The organism is Lysinibacillus sp. F12, assembly GCF_057773605.1.
This window is the reverse complement of record NZ_JBYMLP010000002.1, coordinates 443,910-460,671: the sequence shown is the minus strand read 5'-3', so window position 1 is coordinate 460,671 and position 16,762 is coordinate 443,910. Positions and strand designations below refer to the sequence as shown.

At 35.6% G+C, this 16,762-nt stretch carries 15 protein-coding genes and 4 pseudogenes; 16 read left to right on the top strand and 3 right to left on the bottom strand.

Annotated elements, in window-relative coordinates; translation table 11 throughout:
• Positions 1 to 223 precede the first annotated feature (223 nt).
• Positions 224 to 558, top strand: a pseudogene (locus AC3CH7_RS09420) (transposase); the annotation flags it as partial.
• Positions 559 to 678: 120 nt separating this feature from the next.
• Here the strand turns inward: AC3CH7_RS09420 and AC3CH7_RS09415 are convergent.
• Both AC3CH7_RS09415 and AC3CH7_RS09410 read right to left on the bottom strand, forming a co-directional pair.
• Positions 679 to 903, bottom strand: coding sequence for a hypothetical protein (locus AC3CH7_RS09415; protein ID WP_031416148.1), 225 nt, complete (start codon positions 901 to 903; stop codon positions 679 to 681).
• 636 nt (positions 904 to 1,539) lie between these two features.
• A pseudogene (locus AC3CH7_RS09410) lies at positions 1,540 to 2,491 on the bottom strand (SDR family oxidoreductase).
• A 136-nt stretch (positions 2,492 to 2,627) separates the two neighbouring features.
• Here AC3CH7_RS09410 and AC3CH7_RS09405 point away from each other — a divergent pair.
• From AC3CH7_RS09405 to AC3CH7_RS09380, 6 genes and pseudogenes are all read left to right on the top strand, one after another.
• Positions 2,628 to 2,789 (top strand): hypothetical protein, encoded by a 162-nt coding sequence (locus AC3CH7_RS09405; RefSeq protein WP_012294839.1) that lies wholly within the window; start codon positions 2,628 to 2,630, stop codon positions 2,787 to 2,789.
• Positions 2,790 to 2,941: 152 nt separating this feature from the next.
• Entirely contained in the window at positions 2,942 to 3,157 is a 216-nt protein-coding gene (locus tag AC3CH7_RS09400) for a hypothetical protein (protein ID WP_036163962.1), read from the top strand.
• 78 nt (positions 3,158 to 3,235) lie between these two features.
• Entirely contained in the window at positions 3,236 to 3,601 is a 366-nt protein-coding gene (locus tag AC3CH7_RS09395) for a hypothetical protein (RefSeq protein ID WP_488381707.1), read from the top strand.
• A 251-nt stretch (positions 3,602 to 3,852) separates the two neighbouring features.
• Positions 3,853 to 4,572 carry a YetF domain-containing protein gene (locus AC3CH7_RS09390; RefSeq protein WP_012294836.1) on the top strand — a complete coding sequence of 240 codons (720 nt, stop codon included), beginning with the start codon at positions 3,853 to 3,855 and terminating at the stop codon, positions 4,570 to 4,572.
• Positions 4,573 to 5,451: 879 nt separating this feature from the next.
• The gene (locus AC3CH7_RS09385; protein WP_012294834.1) at positions 5,452 to 5,874 is read left to right on the top strand and encodes a GNAT family N-acetyltransferase; all 423 of its coding nucleotides are present in this window, start codon (positions 5,452 to 5,454) and stop codon (positions 5,872 to 5,874) included.
• A 222-nt stretch (positions 5,875 to 6,096) separates the two neighbouring features.
• Positions 6,097 to 6,437 (top strand): annotated as a pseudogene (locus tag AC3CH7_RS09380) (hypothetical protein); the annotation flags it as partial.
• A gap of 212 nt (positions 6,438 to 6,649) precedes the next feature.
• On the opposite strand, the gene speG reads toward AC3CH7_RS09380, so the two are convergent.
• The gene (gene speG / locus AC3CH7_RS09375) at positions 6,650 to 7,174 is read right to left on the bottom strand and encodes a spermidine N1-acetyltransferase (RefSeq protein WP_036161962.1); all 525 of its coding nucleotides are present in this window, start codon (positions 7,172 to 7,174) and stop codon (positions 6,650 to 6,652) included.
• Positions 7,175 to 7,494: 320 nt separating this feature from the next.
• On the opposite strand from speG, the gene AC3CH7_RS09370 reads away from it, so the two are divergent.
• The 9 genes and pseudogenes from AC3CH7_RS09370 to AC3CH7_RS09330 all read left to right on the top strand — a co-directional run bounded on the left by AC3CH7_RS09370 (position 7,495) and on the right by AC3CH7_RS09330 (position 16,747).
• On the top strand, positions 7,495 to 7,812 hold the full coding sequence (locus AC3CH7_RS09370) for a hypothetical protein (protein ID WP_207889207.1): 318 nt from the start codon (positions 7,495 to 7,497) through the stop codon (positions 7,810 to 7,812).
• Positions 7,813 to 8,344: 532 nt separating this feature from the next.
• The gene (locus tag AC3CH7_RS09365) at positions 8,345 to 9,016 is read left to right on the top strand and encodes a serine/threonine protein kinase (RefSeq protein ID WP_012294831.1); all 672 of its coding nucleotides are present in this window, start codon (positions 8,345 to 8,347) and stop codon (positions 9,014 to 9,016) included.
• Between the two features lie 982 nt (positions 9,017 to 9,998).
• Positions 9,999 to 11,015: a choloylglycine hydrolase family protein gene (locus AC3CH7_RS09360; protein ID WP_012294830.1), complete on the top strand. Its 1,017-nt coding sequence runs from the start codon at positions 9,999 to 10,001 to the stop codon at positions 11,013 to 11,015.
• Between the two features lie 168 nt (positions 11,016 to 11,183).
• Entirely contained in the window at positions 11,184 to 11,384 is a 201-nt protein-coding gene (locus AC3CH7_RS09355; protein ID WP_447402400.1) for a transposase, read from the top strand.
• Between the two features lie 147 nt (positions 11,385 to 11,531).
• Positions 11,532 to 11,875, top strand: a pseudogene (locus AC3CH7_RS09350) (DDE-type integrase/transposase/recombinase); the annotation flags it as partial.
• A 585-nt stretch (positions 11,876 to 12,460) separates the two neighbouring features.
• On the top strand, positions 12,461 to 13,009 hold the full coding sequence (locus AC3CH7_RS09345; RefSeq protein ID WP_012294828.1) for a hypothetical protein: 549 nt from the start codon (positions 12,461 to 12,463) through the stop codon (positions 13,007 to 13,009).
• 251 nt (positions 13,010 to 13,260) lie between these two features.
• The gene (locus tag AC3CH7_RS09340; RefSeq protein WP_488381706.1) at positions 13,261 to 14,319 is read left to right on the top strand and encodes a suppressor of fused domain protein; all 1,059 of its coding nucleotides are present in this window, start codon (positions 13,261 to 13,263) and stop codon (positions 14,317 to 14,319) included.
• 60 nt (positions 14,320 to 14,379) lie between these two features.
• On the top strand, positions 14,380 to 16,038 hold the full coding sequence (locus tag AC3CH7_RS09335) for a DUF6138 family protein (protein WP_488381705.1): 1,659 nt from the start codon (positions 14,380 to 14,382) through the stop codon (positions 16,036 to 16,038).
• A gap of 13 nt (positions 16,039 to 16,051) precedes the next feature.
• Entirely contained in the window at positions 16,052 to 16,747 is a 696-nt protein-coding gene (locus AC3CH7_RS09330) for a DUF4274 domain-containing protein (RefSeq protein WP_488381704.1), read from the top strand.
• Positions 16,748 to 16,762: the final 15 nt, after the last annotated feature.

Below are 16,762 nucleotides of genomic sequence, written 5' to 3'. Positions count from 1 at the left end.
GCCATCAAACAAACATCCTACACGAATGTTTCAGACTGTAGACAAACTCAATGAAATAAAGTAAAGCCGTTGATTTCCACTACGGGCGGGGTCGAGCTGCTTCCCTCGCTTCGCTCAGTCCAAGATTTCGTCTTTCCCGCTTTCCCGCTGGAGTCACCGCCCTTCGTTCCCATCAACTTCTACATAAAGTACCCCATCTACATAGGTAAATTTTTGAGAAACATCGAAACCTTTGAATGGTGCGAAGTGTCCAAGCCTTTCCCAATGTACAGAAAGTAAGAATCACAAAAAGCTCATTCAACGCCATATTGGGGAACTGTATGTGGAGGAAGCTGAACATTTATGCCATTCCTATGACATCAAACAAATTTATGCAAGCGTAAAGAAACGATTGAGCATGTCTTTGCCGATGCAAAGGAAAAGCATGGTATGCGATGGACAACCTAGAGGTCTGAAAAAATTATCCATGCAGGAGATACTTACTCTCTTGCTACCATGAATTTAAAGAAACTAGCTACTTGGACGTGGCAGGCGGCTTCAAAGAGTTGTTATACTTGAAGGGTCTGTTTTATTGGATATCAAATTACCATTTTTAAACATAATGAAAGAGAAAAAAATGACAAAAGGAATCGAGTGTGAACTTCTCAATTCCTTTTGTCGACAGTCTGAAACATACTTTTAATATAACGGCTGCCGCATTTGACAAGGCGGAAAACCATTAACATCTTGAATCATATGAAAATCATATTGCTTTAAAGCAAATTGGCTTTGATACAAATATTCGAGAACAAGAAGCTTCCCACCTGAAACGCCACAAAGAACACCAGATGTCCCTTGCCCATTCGTCAACGAAACACCGACCGGTTGCCCAATTAAATAGTAAATTTTATGTTGCCAAGGCACTATTGCCACTCCCTTCAGTACAATTATATGAATGTAATGGTCGATGGTGCATAGGGTAATGCCTAGGTAGGGATGACTTTAAGAGCGGACTATCAATTACGCCTGTATCTATGGGTGTATATGATATGGGAATAATTGATTTATTGGTTAACGGAGAGGTGATAGTAGTGAGGGAATATATGATGTTTGCATAGCGTTAGGGCTGGTGAGGATACAAGCCATTGTTGCTGAAGAAAATATAGCAGTTACTAACCAAATTCAATTTTAAAGAAGAGAGCTATTTAAGACAATATGTATGTCCAAGTGTGACTGGCGAATGTAGAGATATGTTGAGCTATTCTTTACTACGGAAGGGATAACAACGTAGAGAAAGCTGATAGAAGAGTAGTATGATCGCCAAAAACTACGCTGTAAAGCTGGGATAGCGTTGTACAAAAACATCTTGGGGGCGATGTTAAAGTTGCTATCCCGCAATTAATGTATGTTGTCGTAGTTATGAACATAACCACTGTCAATAAATTGAAAAGTAAATGAAATAAAGAGGAAAAGTTGTTAAAATATTTTTTTAAACCTTTGAAGAGAGAAATTAAAAAAACTCAGCATACGATTAATTGTTGCCTGAGTTTTCTTTCCGAGCTACGAATGGGTGGATTCTCCACCATCCACATGTAAAACTTGCCCCGTTACATGTCTAGAATCATCCGATGCTAAATAAACGAATGTAGGGGCCACCTCAAAGGGCTGTGCCATTCGGTTAAAAAGATTTCCTCCATGTAATGCGTTTTCGTCAGAGGAAAAACTGGAGGGGATCAGTGGTGTCCAAATTCGACCGGGGGCAATTGCATTGACGCGAATCTGCTTTTTAGCAATGCTTTTTGCTAAAGAACGAGTCCAGCCGACGATAGCTGCTTTTGTTGCAGAGTAATCGATTAATAAAGGCTCCCCAGCATAAGCTACAACTGAAGCGGTACCAATAATGGAGCTACCAGCTTGTAAATAAGGGAGGGCTGCTCTTGTCGTATAAAAGTGTGAATAAATATTAAGTTTAAACGTTTCATCGAATTGTTCATCTGTAATGTCAGTCAGGTCATTTTGTTGAAACTGAATGCCAACATGGTTACATAATATATCTAAGCGTCCAAGCGTATGAATGGTTTCAAAAACAATATCTTCGCATTGTTTTTTTTCACGGAGAATCCCATGGAAGGAGTAAACATTTTTTTCCTAGTTCCTCAATTCTATTTTTAGTTCGAGTAGCGTCCTCATGCTCATCTAAATAAGCAATTGCTACATCAGCCCCCTCTTTCGCAAAGGCAATCGCAGCAGCTGCACCCATACCAATATCACTTCCAGTAATAAGGGCAACTTTCCCTTTTAATTTTCCACTACCTTTATAATGAGGGTTTTCAATGATAGGCTTCGGCACCATTAAGCTTTCGAGACCAGGTTGACGAAGCTGCCTTTGTTCGGGTTGGGTAAGGGGTACTTCTTTATATTGCGTAATTTTTCCATAGACAGGATATTGAGGGTATGGATCTTCTTTTTTATTGTTCTCAAACCATTTTTGATAAAAACGAATTTGTTCCATTAAATCTTGGTTATCTTTAGCTTGCCCGCCACTTGGATTGTTAATAACCAATCCCTCCTTTTCAACATATACTATGATTGATTACCTTCGTATGTTAAAGCAAGGAAACGACTATAATCGCAGGGGGATTGTTAGCATGGAGATTGAATTTTTCCCAGAAGTGACACGGTTACTAGAAAATAACGTAAATCCATTAAACATTCATTATGTAAATGACAGCTGGTTTACACCGAGTATTGGTGTTAGACCCCCATATTATTGGCATCCAATTTATGAACCTTATTATCCATTAGGATAAAAGAATCTATGAGCTCAAGTTTTGATCGAGCTCATTTTATTTTGTTTTAAATGAGGATGCAGGCATTAGCAACGATGGCACAAGAGAGTAGGGGGATAAATATAATAAGTATGTGATAGTTGAATCTTGATGTTTAGGAGTGAAACTTGGACATGTTCATGACCGCTATATGGGTAACGTTCATTTTTGGCAGTTTTTCATATATATTGTTGAAATATCCTCATGATGTTTTAAAGGTGAGCCCCTTTTCAAGAGGATTTGCAGATAGCCCAGTATTAAAAGTCTACATTCAGTTTGTAGGCTGGGTATTTGTATTACTGATCATTGGTGTTTGGACAGATGCCATCATCGAATGGCAGATCTTGTAATTTAAAAGATGAAAAATGCAGAATATTATTCCAATTTGGTGATTTTTTGCTTATTATTAAAATGGAGGTGTTTATTAGATGTATAGTAATACTGCTAATATGCTAAAACAAACTACAAATCTTATAACTTCATTGAAAAAATTAAAACAAAATCTGACCTTTGTAAAATCATATGTCACGAGCGATAAAATATTGGCCATCTATTTTTTAAGTAATGCATATAGTGACTTTAATTTATTCAAAACTATTTATTTATCAGTCACACCTGGCGATCAAAAAATTGATGAGTTCTTACAAGAGTTTGAAAAATTCTTTTTGGAAGTAAATAAATACTTACAGTTTATTTCTGAGGAAAATATGGAGGATCAACTGCATAAAGAAATAATGCTTTCGATCAATGAAACTGAAATGTACCTATTAAATTTATTAGATATCTATAGATAAATGCTTAGACATTCCTTGAAGGAATGTCTTTTTATGTACATTAAGGTGTAACTTTTTGTAAATTGTGGACAGCTGAGGATTGTTATTACTTTATATTAATCTGTACACATTAAAGTTACCTATACATTTAAAAGCCGCAGCATCTCACACACGCTACAGTTCGAATTAAACAAATTGTCGGAAATTTAGCATTAGAAGGAGTTTCTTGTACATGCTATTATTCAACAACGTTTTAAGGAGCTAAGTATTGTATGGACCACTTTTTTGCACTTAATTTTGGTGAAATGACTGTTAGAACATTGTTTTCTTTTTTTGCACTACTTATTTTGGCGCGAATCCTTGGAAAAAAACAACTTGGGCAACTTACTTTTTTCCACTATATAACCGGTATTTCGATTGGTTCAATAGCATCTCAGGTTGCTGCAGTAGCTGAAACACCTTTTTTGAATGGAATGATATCGTTAATTTGGTGGGCTTTTTTAACATTTGTAGTAACCATCATTTCTTTGAAATCTAAAAAAGCACGTGTACTATTTGATGACAAACCAACGATTGTCATTCAAAATGGCCGAATTCTAGAATTCGCTTTAAAGAAAAATCGGTTGCATATGGACGAACTTACAATGATGTTAAGGGAGCAAGCAATTTTCTCTGTCCAGGATATACAATTTGCAATACTGGAGACTGATGGTAAGTTGAGCGTTTTACAAAAGACTTCAGCACAAGCAGCTACTAAGCAAGATGTACATGCAAACATTGCACCTCCAACATACTTGCCAACAGAGGTTATTTCAGATGGCCAGCTTATTTATGAGAATATAGTTGAACTTGAATTAACAGAAGAGTGGCTTATGAAGAAGCTGAAAAAACAAAAAGTTCATAATATTGAGGATGTTTATTTTGCCCAGATTCAAACAAATGGCTCATTGTATATTAGCCTGAAAGATAACAAGAGACAAGCAGACCTTTAATACATTTTTCCTAGCTGTTCATTTAGTTAGAGCATAAAGTTTCGAAACATGAGAAATGACCTCATTATTAGTCGCTGGAGGATGAAGAAAAATAACTCGCTATAATCCATATCATTTTAGGTAGATGATTCTGGTGAATAGCATGAAGATACGGTCTGATTTATAGGTGGAACTTTAAAAAATGAGCCATTTCCAAAGGAGGAAATGGCTTAAGGAGAATTTGAAAAAATGAAAAATTTACAGGACCACTTTCTGTTTAGCGATTAACATTATAAAACAAAAAAGCCACAGAGGATGAATAACTCTGTAGCTCCTTTAAGTAGTGGCGCACTACGCAACTTTATAGTGGCTTTTAATTTAATATTTATACGGGAAATTATTTTTATTGGCTATCTAAAGTAAAGGGGTGTGGTACTTAGAAAAAAGATAAAGGGCCATATAGTAGATATTCCATTATAATTCATTTTGGAAAGTCTTATTAATTATAGCCGCCGTTGTACAAATGCTACTGCTCGAAATGGGTTTTGCCCTTTGGATAATGACTTTGTCATTAGCATTTCCTAATTTAGGATGTTAAACCTATCGTAAAAGAAAGCATACTAATGAATACAGCAGATGCTTTAGGATTCAGAAAGGGTTGCTGGTGATAGAGAGGTTCAAATTCTAAACTGGGTGATTAGATGGAAAAAACAGCATTGGATAGCCTCACACATCGCTTTATCAGCATCAACTATTAAGCGCGGTAAGGAAAATATCGTAAAAAGGACGTGGCATGAAAGAGTTGCTGAATGCAACCATTAAAAAATATCATTCTATATTATGGTATTATATGTTAAATGGTATGAAAATAATAGATACAAAGAGGATGTGGGAATCAAAATGGTTTTGCTTAAACTTAAATATGAATTAGAAGAAAGTGATCTACCAATGTTAAAAGATATTTATCAATCGGTTGGATGGATGAAGCATGACGAAGGTATAATAAAAAAAGTTTTCAACGCCAGTACTCATATGGTAATTGGATTAAAAGACAACAAAATTGTTGGTGTTTGTAGAGCCCTTTCTGACGGTGTATTTAATGCTGCTATTTACGATGTTGTTGTTCATAAAGATTACCAGGGAAGAGGCATTGCACGAATTCTATTAAATGACATCATTAAACAGTTAGAAGATGTTTCTTGCATTCAATTAATCGCAACAACAGGAAATGATTCTTTTTATGAAAAATTGGGTTTTAAAAAATTAAAAACAGGTATGGCAATCTATAAAAACCAGAAACTAGCTCAAGAGTATTTAGAATGATGGATAAAAGGTGGGCATAGATCGTAGGGGCTAATATCTTCTATAAACATTTGTATCAGTGCAATAGATGGGGGGGAAATAAAAATTATTCTGAAGGAATAAAAATTATTTCAAAAGAAGAACCTAAACAATATTAAGTGAAAAATGAAAGTTACTCAAAATAATGAGTGATTTTTCCTGTGTCTAAAATAGAAAGATGATATGAAATCAGGGTGCTAATCAAGCAGAGCAGAAACATACTCCTTTGACATAGAAAAATGTAAGTGGAAGGTGCTATAAAGAAGAAGCCAAAAGTAAAACATACTCTATCAGAATTAAATTTATGGAACATAAAGACCAATTATTTTTTAAGAAATGGATGAATTTAAAATACTTGCGAAAGAACGATATAATTGAAGCGAAAAATAATGAATTTAAAAATTTACAGGGCTACGGCTAAAACAGCGGGCTTATTTGGCATAGAAATACAAGGAGCAACAATATTCGCCGTCAATCTGAAACGAATATTGAAACTTCTATGTGAAAAAGAAGGAATAGACAAAAAACAAGGTACATCTATTTGATTGAACCAAAATGTACCTTACTTTTATCTAAAAAAGTTAAGCCGTCATAGGAATGTAAGTTTTTCAGTGCCCCCGCAGCAACCGTAGTCATTTAATCGCTGTTTAATGAAGAGAATGGTCTCTTATTCAACTGTCTACTTTATCGTGTTCAGTTCAGAATAGCTAAGGCTTTTTTAAAATTTAAAATAATAAAAGTATCTTACATGTATAAGTTAAGCATACGATTTTTTATTATGAAACTCGTTTTGAAAAATGCACATACGAAGAGCATCTCTATAAGAACCACCAGTAAAAAACTCCTCTCTAAGTTCTCCCTCTATACTAAATCCAGCTTTTTTATAAATATGAATAGCTTTTTCGTTTTGTTTATCGACTAATAAATAAACTTTGTGTAGATTTAAATTATTAAAAGCATATTTCATAGCGAGTGTAGTAACAGTGAAAGCATACCCTTTTCCTTGAAAGTTAGGATCAATAATAATCTGGAATTCCGCGTTACGATGGATTAGGTCAATCTCTACTAGCTCAACTAGCCCGATAATTTTCTTTTCATCTTCCACAATAAAGCGTCTTTCACTTTGTTTATGAATATGTTTATCAAATAAATCTTGCAGCTCTACAAAAGATTCATAGGGCTCTTCAAACCAATATGACATTATCTTAGAATCATTGTTTAATTTATGAACATATTTTAAATCTTCTCGTTCTAAAGGTCTTAATTTTATACTATCTAGCATTCTTTTTCTCTCCTAAAAAATAGATTTCTCAAGAATTTTAGACTGTATAGTAACTATATAGTCAAGTAATTATATAGTTGTTTCTATTAAAAAGGCCACTCGTTTAGTGGCTAATCATTTATTTCTTTAAAAGAGCGTTCTTCATTTGTTCTTCAACTTATTTTACAATTTTACTGTATCGACACCACGTTATGTATATTTCATGTTTTGGAAGTAGTCAAATACAAAGTCATTTAGCTTACCTTCGCTATTTTTCTCCATAAAGTCATTTTAAAATGTTCAATAACATGCGTTTCGCGATAATCGAGGAATGGGAATGGATGAAGATGATTCAAGATGGCTACTATCATTACGGAACTTGGAAATCAAAAGCACCGAGGCTTTGGGGCATTGCATCAATGGATATTCAGGGTCGTTGCCATACGATTTATAGGGTGAATGGCAAGCTACCAGAGTATAGACGAGGCAGAACAGATTGGAAGCATGTAGAATGGTTAGGTTTAACAGCCAACGAATCTAAGGTTCAATACCACGGATTTTCTACAGTCAATGTAGAGATAAGTTTTTGTGCTAAAAGCCCACAACAAACAGACCTAGCGTTGTGTGAGATTACTGAGGCAGCAACTAAGTTTTTTTAACGGTCATTAGAAAAGGGATATCATTCCAATGCTCCTAGGTTTAAAAGCGTAGATACTTCAAGACTTGGTGATGCTCTTAATGCTGCTGTTCAAAATTTAAATAAGAAAGTTGTAGGAGACACTGAATTGGACTACATCGTATTTAGTAAGCCTAAGAAAGGACGGAATATAATGAAAATACTATATGTAACATTTGAATCATATGTAGTTTTGTAAAAAAAGATAAACGTTTATAATAAAGTTTGATATAAATCACCTCATTAGTTTTTCTTAGAGCTGATTTTATTGTTGAATGTTTATTTGAAATTAATTTGAATATTGTGAAGAAATGTACTTTAACTAACGAATTAGTAAAAGAACAAATGGATGTTACACTTTAAAGGAATTAGCAAAGTTTGATGGTCAGTAATCTAATAAAGTCTAAGAATATGTATTCAAAATAATGATGAAAATGATATCCCTTGAGCATTTAGCCACTATTAAAGTAATTGGGTATTGTAATTTTCTTCAATGTTAATGAAGGGGAGATTATATGGAAAACGACTGGGACAAAGCTATAGATTCTCTTTCTAAAATTAAAGTTTTTTCAAATCCAAATAACGAGCCAGTAACTATAAGTGGTGAAGCTAATGATTTGAAGTGTATAGGTGTCGGAACAGATGCGGCTGTTTTTCAGTCACTTTCCTCCCCAGCTTATGCATTTAAAATATATGCCAAGGACAAAGTACACAAAGTAAAAGTTGAAGCTGATGTTTACCGAATATTACAAAATTCACCTTTCTTTCCAACGTGTTTTGCTTCATATGACGAGTTCCTTGTTTTAAGTTACGAAGAAGGAAAAACTCTCTTTGACTGCATATTACTAGGTATTCACATTCCAGAACAGGTTGTAAATGAAGTGGAGGATGCAAGAGAATATGTTCGGAATAAGGGCCTTAACCCTCGTGATATCCATTTGAAAAATATTTTACTACAAAATGGAAGAGCAAAAATAATTGATGTTTCTGAATACACACTAAAAGGTAATGATTTTCGATGGGAGCATTTAAAAAAAGGATATGAGCAATACTATCATTTAATAGATGGAAATTCTGTGCCGTTTTGGTTAGTAGAAACGATTCGAAAGTGGTATAACCAGCGGGGAAAGAATTCTTCATATGAAGAGCTTACAAAAAATATTTCTAAATTTCTGTATAAAAAATAATTGAACTAATCGAGGCCTTACTTCATGCATGGAGTAGAGCCTTTTCTACTTAAACAAACGAAGCAAGTTAATTGAAGAAGGATGTTAAATTTCAAAGTAAAGTTGCAAAAATAAGGAGAGCAACATGAAAGATATAATAGAAATAATCCTTTGTGTTATAAATGCTGTTATGTTTTTTTGTGTCTGGTTGTTTCTTTCTGTTTTTCTATCGACAGGGGATGAATGGTGGTCCTTATACATGTTTAATATGTAGGAAATGTCGCCTTTTAATGTAGAAGTATCTTGGTTAAAAGTCTTTATTTTCTAATTTTATAGTTAATTCTCCTCGTTTTGTTTCATAGCTTAACCACTAAGACCCCTAGCAGCATTTCTTTTAATAAAATCTTTAAAAGTGTCTTTTGAAAGAATGCCTACACTTCAGAAAGAAGTTTCTTCAGCAGTCATTTCCCAATTTTTGTTGATAGTTACATAAGGTATCTTAACCTCATGGCTCGGTATAAATCGCCTTTTTCTAATTTTCTGAAAGTCAATATAATGTCAATAGATATTTAAGTACAAATTGTAAATTTATGATTACAAAATGAACAGTTACTACAATGTAATGAAGGTCAAACAATATGTTTAATAAACGTTGATAATGTAACTTTAGTATCGCTTTCTTATATAAGAACCGCCAAAATATGGCGTAACAAACGGCATTATGTGGCGGTGATTGTAAAGGTGTTGTAAAAACACGCCAAAAAATGACGGGAAGAACGCCAAAAAACCGGCGTTAATTTTACCTTGATATACCATTGTTGGTAATGATAGGATGTAATTGATCTAGAAACGGAATAGCAACAAAAGTTGAATATGTTCCAAATACTATAGTAAAAATGTACTTTGTAACTTCTAGCGATGCTAATTGTTTAGATGAAGATTTACTAGTTAATCTAAAAATAATTCCGTTAGATTAAATTATTTTTTTCAAAGGAGTGTTTTTATGTTAGGCTGCAGTAGTTTATCAATTCACACAACTGATGAGAAAAGTTTATTCGCTCGTACAATGGATTTTACAATGGAACCAGATAGTAAAGTGATTATTGTGCCACGTAATTATGGAATTCGATTGTTAGAGAAAGATAATAAGGTAATCAAAAATCCATATGCATTTGTCGGAATGGGAAGTACTGACATCTCATCACCAGTTCTCTATGATGGGGTGAACGAAAAAGGATTGATGGGTGCTATGCTATACTATGCAACTTTTGCGACCTATGCGGACGAACCGAAAGAAGGCTCAAGAGGCATTAATCCGGTTTACGTCGTTTCACAAGTATTAGGAAGCTGCGCAACAATCAATGATGTCGTAGAGAAATTAGCCTCATTTACATTATTAAATGAACCAAACGAAATACTTGGCTTTGCACCACCCCTTCATTATACATTTACAGACTCTACTGGTGAATCGATTGTGATTGAACCAGATAAAACAGGAATTACCATTCATCGACCAACGATTGGGGTCATGACAAATAGCCCTGGTTATGAATGGCATCAGACAAACTTAAGAGCTTACATCGGTGTCACTCCTAATCCACCAGAAGACATTACAATGGGAGAGTTTGAATTAACACCGTTTGGACAAGGGGCAGGTGGATTGGGATTACCAGGTGATTTCACACCATCTGCACGCTTTCTTCGCGTGGCTTATTGGAAGAAATATACGCAACAAGCGAAAAATGAAACAGAAGGTGTGACAAACTTGTTCCACATTCTATCTTCTGTTAATATCCCGAAAGGAGTTGTCATGACAAAAGAAGGGAAAACAGACTATACGATTTACACGGCTACTATGTGTGCACAAAGTAAAAACTATTACTTCAAGCTTTATGATAATAGCCGAATCTCAGCTGTTTCTTTAATGAATGAAGATTTGAATGGCAAAGAGCTAATTACCTTCGAGTGGGATCGTAAACAAGATATAAAACAGTTAAACCAAGCAAATGTTATGAGTTGATATCTGCACCTGTTGTATAGGTGAGCTCCATTTCTATTGTTTTCATTAAGTAGCTACAGAATTATTAATAAGTCACCAAAATAAAGACCAGGCGCTCAATTGTATATGCTCCCTATTAGGTAGACAGATGAAAAAATAAAATCTGTTTATCTAAGGGGAGTATTTTTTATGGGGCGAAGCAAACATCCATTCGAGTTAAAACTACATAACCTTCAATTGTTTGAAGAAGGTCACTATTCTATCAACGAATTGTGTGAAAAATTTTCATTAAATCATCAAACTTTTCATAGATGGAAAATGAAATTTGAGGAGGTGGACGTGAAGGATTACAAGAAGCTACTTCATGTAAGTTCTATTCAAAAGAGTTAAAATTAGCAGCTGTGGAGGACTACATTCAACGAAATTATTCACAGATGGAGGTGTTGGCGAAATACGAGATTAGCAGTACCTCCGTTTTAAAAAGCTGGGTAAAAAAGTATACTAGTCATTTGAAAGATTCAGGTAAAGGAATGAGTATTGAAGTCTGTTATTCGTAGAAAGCGCAAGCCTTATCATAAATCCCCTGTACATCATGTGGCTGAGAACGTATTAAATCGAGCATTCACGTTTAATTGTGAGTTTTGTGTTAGGTCATTCGAATAATAATTCCCTTGTTTTCAAAACAATAAAATCAGCTATTCAATCATTACAATCAGCCATTAATACATAGTGATCGAGGTTTTCAATATACATCGAAGGAATTTAAGCGAATTGTGGAAACAGCCAATATGGCACAAAGTATGTCCCGTTTTGGTCGATGTATTGATAACGGACCAACCGAATCATTTTGGGGCACACTGAAGTGTGAGACTGCTTTCCTCTTTTCCATTACATGGTGGCAATACAATAAAATTGTATCAATACTGATAGGTGTTGTCAGCAAGACATTACTATTTGCCCAAGTTGATATAAAACTAGATAAGTAGATAACACAAACAAATTTAAATACTGAAGTAATCAAAACTGTTATTTTAATAGCCTTATATAAGCTTAAATTAATGGATAAAATAGGTACGGCAGCTTCTAAGCTGTTAGTTGGTAATAAGTACATAAAAAAATTAGATATTATGTTTTTATTGTTCTTAGTTACCTGTCCGTCTATTTTTCAGTACTCCAAGTAACCCCAGCAAAAAATCTTCTGTACCCCATTTGTACCCCACATATGAATACAATTAAAGGCATATATATAAAGGTAGTCCAAAAGTTGATTTCTTAGAACGTTGATATCATCATAGTTCCTCAACTTACTAGCAAACAAACCTAAATCTTAAGAAATTCTTCAGGTTCTGCTAAGGAAATATTTAAGATTAATAGTATATACTTATAAAAAAAGGAAATTCACGAAACCATTTGAAGTTTTAAAACGTATTGGTAGTTGTAGAAAGAATATTGGAGTAGGTGAAGGAATGGCACATACGATTTACATAGTATTAACTAAAACAGGGACATTATTATCGAAAGCGATAGGTATGTATACTGGTAGAGAGATGAATCATGCATCAATTGCATTTGATGAGGGGCTATACGAAATGTTTAGCTTTGGACGTAGGCAATTAAACAATCCTTTAAGTGGTGGTTTTTTGCGAGAGGATGCTGAAAGAGGGCTATTTGAGTCAGCGGATTGTGTCATTTATCGTTGTAGAATTTCTCATTATCAATATTTAGAAATGGCTAAAATCGTGCGTTATATGTATTGGAATCGAGATCGTTATAAATACAACTTTATCGGGCTTTTTGGTGTGATGATGCAGAAGGAAGTAAGAAGAGAACGCGCCTATTTTTGTTCCCAGTTTGTAGCCACGCTATTAAAAGTTGGAGGTTTAAAGATTTACCAAAATCCAGCATTAATGACACCTCACTGCCTAGCTCAATTACCATACTTAGAGCAAGTATTTGCTGGGAAACTGGCAGACTATTTACATGTTGTACGTGAGCCAGTTATGATGTATGGCTAACATCTTTCGATTGATAAAACGTATATATTAAAATGTCAGAATAGTAGGTTATTCAGGCAATCTTTTTGGGTATCGAGAAGATGGCCTGATTTTTTGCGTTAGTAATATTTTCCTCGTACGGAATGAAAATAAACCTAGTTGCACGGAAGGTAAAAATGAGTCCTATTGCTGTTAATTGGCTACCATAAAATTGGTATCATAATAATTAGGTTAGTAGAGCTGATAGTGGCAGCTGCAAGGAGGATACGTAGATGAGTGAAGAGGTTACGGTAGGCTGGGATGCGATTGATGAAGCAGTATCACAGGTGTATGGGGAACAGGGGCCAAAGCATTACGGCACTATGATTCCTTATTCTTTAGGTGGACAAGATCCTTTGGATGGTATAAGTGCCTATAAAAGTGAAACACCGGTTCCACATTGGCACTTTGTCACATATGGATTCTCGGAGTTATATGAAAAAGAGCTTGAGAATAAAGACTATAGTGGCTATGGATTTGAATTGACGTTTCGCTTAGTGCGCAGTGAAGATGAAGAGGAGCCCCCAGCGTGGGCGTTGAATTTATTACAGAATATGGGGAGATATGTTTTTAATAGTGGGAATGTTTTTAGAGCAGGTGATTATTTGGATGCTAATGGTCCCATCTGTCTGGATGCTGATACACAATTAACAGCGCTAGCCTTTACGCATGATCCTCAACTTGCTGAAATGGATACGCCGAATGGCAGGGTGGAGTTTATCCAAATGGTCGGTATTACAGAGGATGAACTAGAAGCGATGCAGACATGGAAAACACTCGGTGTGCTACAGGCGGGCATCAACCACATTCCAAGCTATGTTACTGACTTAACACGCTCCTCACTTTTAGGTAACCCTGAAATTGTAGAGGCGGTTGAGCAAGGAATGATGGAAGATGGATCAAGTACAGGTTTTTTATTTGTTGATCAACTGGCTTGGCAAGCAGGGAAAAAGGGCTGGTTTAACAAACAATCCAATGTTGTTCAATTAGGAGCGAAACAGGCGGATGTCATTGGCAAATTATTACGTGGACGGATTTTAAAGGACAGGAATCTTAGCTTAGTCGGTCAAGAGTTAACTATCGTATTTAAACCAGATAATCTAGTAGACTATCAGCAAAATGAACAGGAAATTACCATTACCTTGAATAAAGAGGCGGTTGAGGAGTTAAGTCAAAAGTTAGTACCGCTAGAAAAACAATTTGCCATATCTTCTTTAAAAGATGTCAGTTTTGAAATTATGAAAACATATATAAAAGATCAAGAAGGAGCGGTTGTGAAAACAATCGGATAAGGTAATCTCTCGCTAAATAATTTTTGGCGAGAGATTTTTCTCTAAGAAAGGGTGAAGCATATGCAGCCATCTATAGAATATTTTTTAGCGGATGTGTGGGATCAACTTACCACCGTTTATCAGCAAGAAAGTCAGCGTCTTGAAGGTATTCAACATCAAAGCCGATTACAAGCAGGTATCTTTAATTATTTAAAAGTCACATGGAAAAAAGGAAACAGTCAATATGGGACTATTTGTATAGATATCTATGAACCATTTAGCTGGAGTGATAGTGCTTATAAGGTAAATGCAGGGACATACATACAGGAAATTATAGAACATAACTATGCTGAGGATCTTTTTTCGGCTTTATGTACAAAAATGGAGCAAATGTTTCAGTCACAGCCATATGGACCCCGATTTTTTGATTACCACTTTCAAGTGATGCTTGAAAGTGAGTTTGGTGAGACTAAGTGGCGGTTTCAAAAGGAGCTTCTTAATCATCAGAAACTAGCGTTAATGAAACAAGAGTTAGCATCTTTTCTTGAAAAGAAGGTGATGGCAGCGCTTCCTGTGCGTCCAAGTGACAATGATGAGTTTTTCTTAGCACAGCATTTAGTCAATCCCCATTTTTTTCAACAAACAGCAGAGGAAATCGAACCAATTATTCGTCAGCTACAGGAAAAACATCTGGCGAATAAAGAGCGTTTAGAAAAGTGGAACTATTATTTTACAAATGCTTTTAAACAATGGGCAGAAGACCATTTTTTAAAGGGCTATTTTCAGCAAACAAGTGATTATAGCAATGAGTGGATACTTAAAAATGAAGAAATAGAACCTTATATGGAGAAGAAAAAGCTAGATTTCTTTCTTTATGTGGCGGTCAAAATCGGTTATAAAGAACCAGCTACTCGTTTAGAATACCTCCACCTTGCTAAACAGCTTGGCTCACAGCAGGCAACGGAGTATTTACAAAAAGGAAGCGGACGTTTTGAAAGTAAGCGCAAAAGTGATTTTTTTGAGGGCGCAGCAAATGATATTTTGCAAACTATAGATATACGAATAAAAAAGGAAGAAGAAGCGGCTTATCGTGAAGCACTTCATTATATCATTCATCTTTTACAGGAAGGCTTTCCAAAGAGCTATAAAATGATGTTAAAAACAAAAGTGAAAAATTTTCTTCCACTAAAAAAGCTAGCCAAATCAAAGCTCCATCAGTTTTTTGCTAATTGCCTATCCTATCCTAGCCTTTTTCCTTTATTAGCAGACTATGCACAAGTGGCGATGGAGGAATATGCATGGTACCAGGATGTAGAGCCAAGTGAAAAATCAGCCATGCCTGGAACCTATGCGATTTTGGGATTAGGGCTATACAGTAAGGATTATTTTCAGCTTGTGCAAAGCTACATGACCCTCGTCGATTCTGAACATCAGTCCGTGCAGGATTCCTATGGGGAGGCTTTTATTGAAGCTCATGGCTTATCGGTTGAGTTTATTCCTGTGCTCGTGTCCATTCTTCTTGGTGCCAATGAATCAGCAAAACCGCTAAAAGGGATTGAAATGATGAAAGTAGACCTGCTAAAGGCGCTCGTTCAGGAATTAGAAAATAAAGAAAGCTATGAGCGTGAATTTGTTTTGTACCAATTATTTGGCGGTGCTAAGAAGCTTGCTCAGCATATTAAACAAGAAACCTCTGATAGGAAGGAGGAGCTTGAGAAATTACAAAAATGGATCACTTAGGAGGGAAAACCAAATGGGATGGGCGGAGGTTAGCAAATCCAACAATCTGGAGATGGTGCGAGATGCTGTGAACAAGCTTGATGTAAATGAACGCGACGCGCGAGGAAGAACACCGTTAATGCTATTTATCACAAACCGAATGACAACGGAAGGGATTGAGCTCCTGCTAGCGCAAAATATTGACTTGGAGGTACAAGATAGGCTGGGTGATACAGCACTCAAAAAAGCTGTGAAATTTAAGCAAAAAGAAGTTATTTCATTACTGCTTACCAGAGGGGTTTCTTTACAGGATCCAGAAGGAATGACAGCGACTGCCTGGTATGCTGCAAGAGCGCATAGCGAAATAGCCGATTTACTGTTGGATACACCTGGTGCCATCAGATTGACCTTGAATTCGGAAGAGCAACGACAAGTAGATACCATCCTATATGAAGAAAATCTCAATAAGATTTGTCAACACATTAGCGAAGTTTCATCGTCTATTATTTTGCATGCCATAGTCAATCGTTACAACTGGGATGATGGGCCAGAGCCGATGATAGCAGCATTCAACAATCCAGTATGTACGGTGATCACCTTTATGGAAATATTTGAGCTAATGGAGGGTGATTATTGGCTGGCGCAAACAGAAGATGAACTTGAGGGTTCACCTTGGAAGCAGCCGTGGAGAGAGATGGCGGAAAAACTAAAGGTCAAGTTAGGTCTTTAGTAGGAGGAGGTTTTT

Bases quoted from the DNA above. Each gene is read 5' to 3' on its own strand.
- AC3CH7_RS09370 (WP_207889207.1), top strand. From the start codon at position 7,495: ATGAAGATGATTCAAGATGGCTACTATCATTACGGAACTTGGAAATCA.
- AC3CH7_RS09395 (WP_488381707.1), top strand. From the start codon at position 3,236: ATGTATAGTAATACTGCTAATATGCTAAAACAAACTACAAATCTTATA.
- AC3CH7_RS09405 (WP_012294839.1), top strand. From the start codon at position 2,628: ATGGAGATTGAATTTTTCCCAGAAGTGACACGGTTACTAGAAAATAAC.
- AC3CH7_RS09340 (WP_488381706.1), top strand. From the start codon at position 13,261: ATGAGTGAAGAGGTTACGGTAGGCTGGGATGCGATTGATGAAGCAGTA.
- AC3CH7_RS09385 (WP_012294834.1), top strand. From the start codon at position 5,452: ATGGTTTTGCTTAAACTTAAATATGAATTAGAAGAAAGTGATCTACCA.
- AC3CH7_RS09355 (WP_447402400.1), top strand. From the start codon at position 11,184: ATGGGGCGAAGCAAACATCCATTCGAGTTAAAACTACATAACCTTCAA.
- AC3CH7_RS09390 (WP_012294836.1), top strand. From the start codon at position 3,853: ATGGACCACTTTTTTGCACTTAATTTTGGTGAAATGACTGTTAGAACA.
- AC3CH7_RS09345 (WP_012294828.1), top strand. From the start codon at position 12,461: ATGGCACATACGATTTACATAGTATTAACTAAAACAGGGACATTATTA.
- AC3CH7_RS09360 (WP_012294830.1), top strand. From the start codon at position 9,999: ATGTTAGGCTGCAGTAGTTTATCAATTCACACAACTGATGAGAAAAGT.
- AC3CH7_RS09330 (WP_488381704.1), top strand. From the start codon at position 16,052: ATGGGATGGGCGGAGGTTAGCAAATCCAACAATCTGGAGATGGTGCGA.
- AC3CH7_RS09365 (WP_012294831.1), top strand. From the start codon at position 8,345: ATGGAAAACGACTGGGACAAAGCTATAGATTCTCTTTCTAAAATTAAA.
- AC3CH7_RS09400 (WP_036163962.1), top strand. From the start codon at position 2,942: ATGTTCATGACCGCTATATGGGTAACGTTCATTTTTGGCAGTTTTTCA.
- AC3CH7_RS09335 (WP_488381705.1), top strand. From the start codon at position 14,380: ATGCAGCCATCTATAGAATATTTTTTAGCGGATGTGTGGGATCAACTT.
- speG (WP_036161962.1), bottom strand. From the start codon at position 7,174: ATGCTAGATAGTATAAAATTAAGACCTTTAGAACGAGAAGATTTAAAA.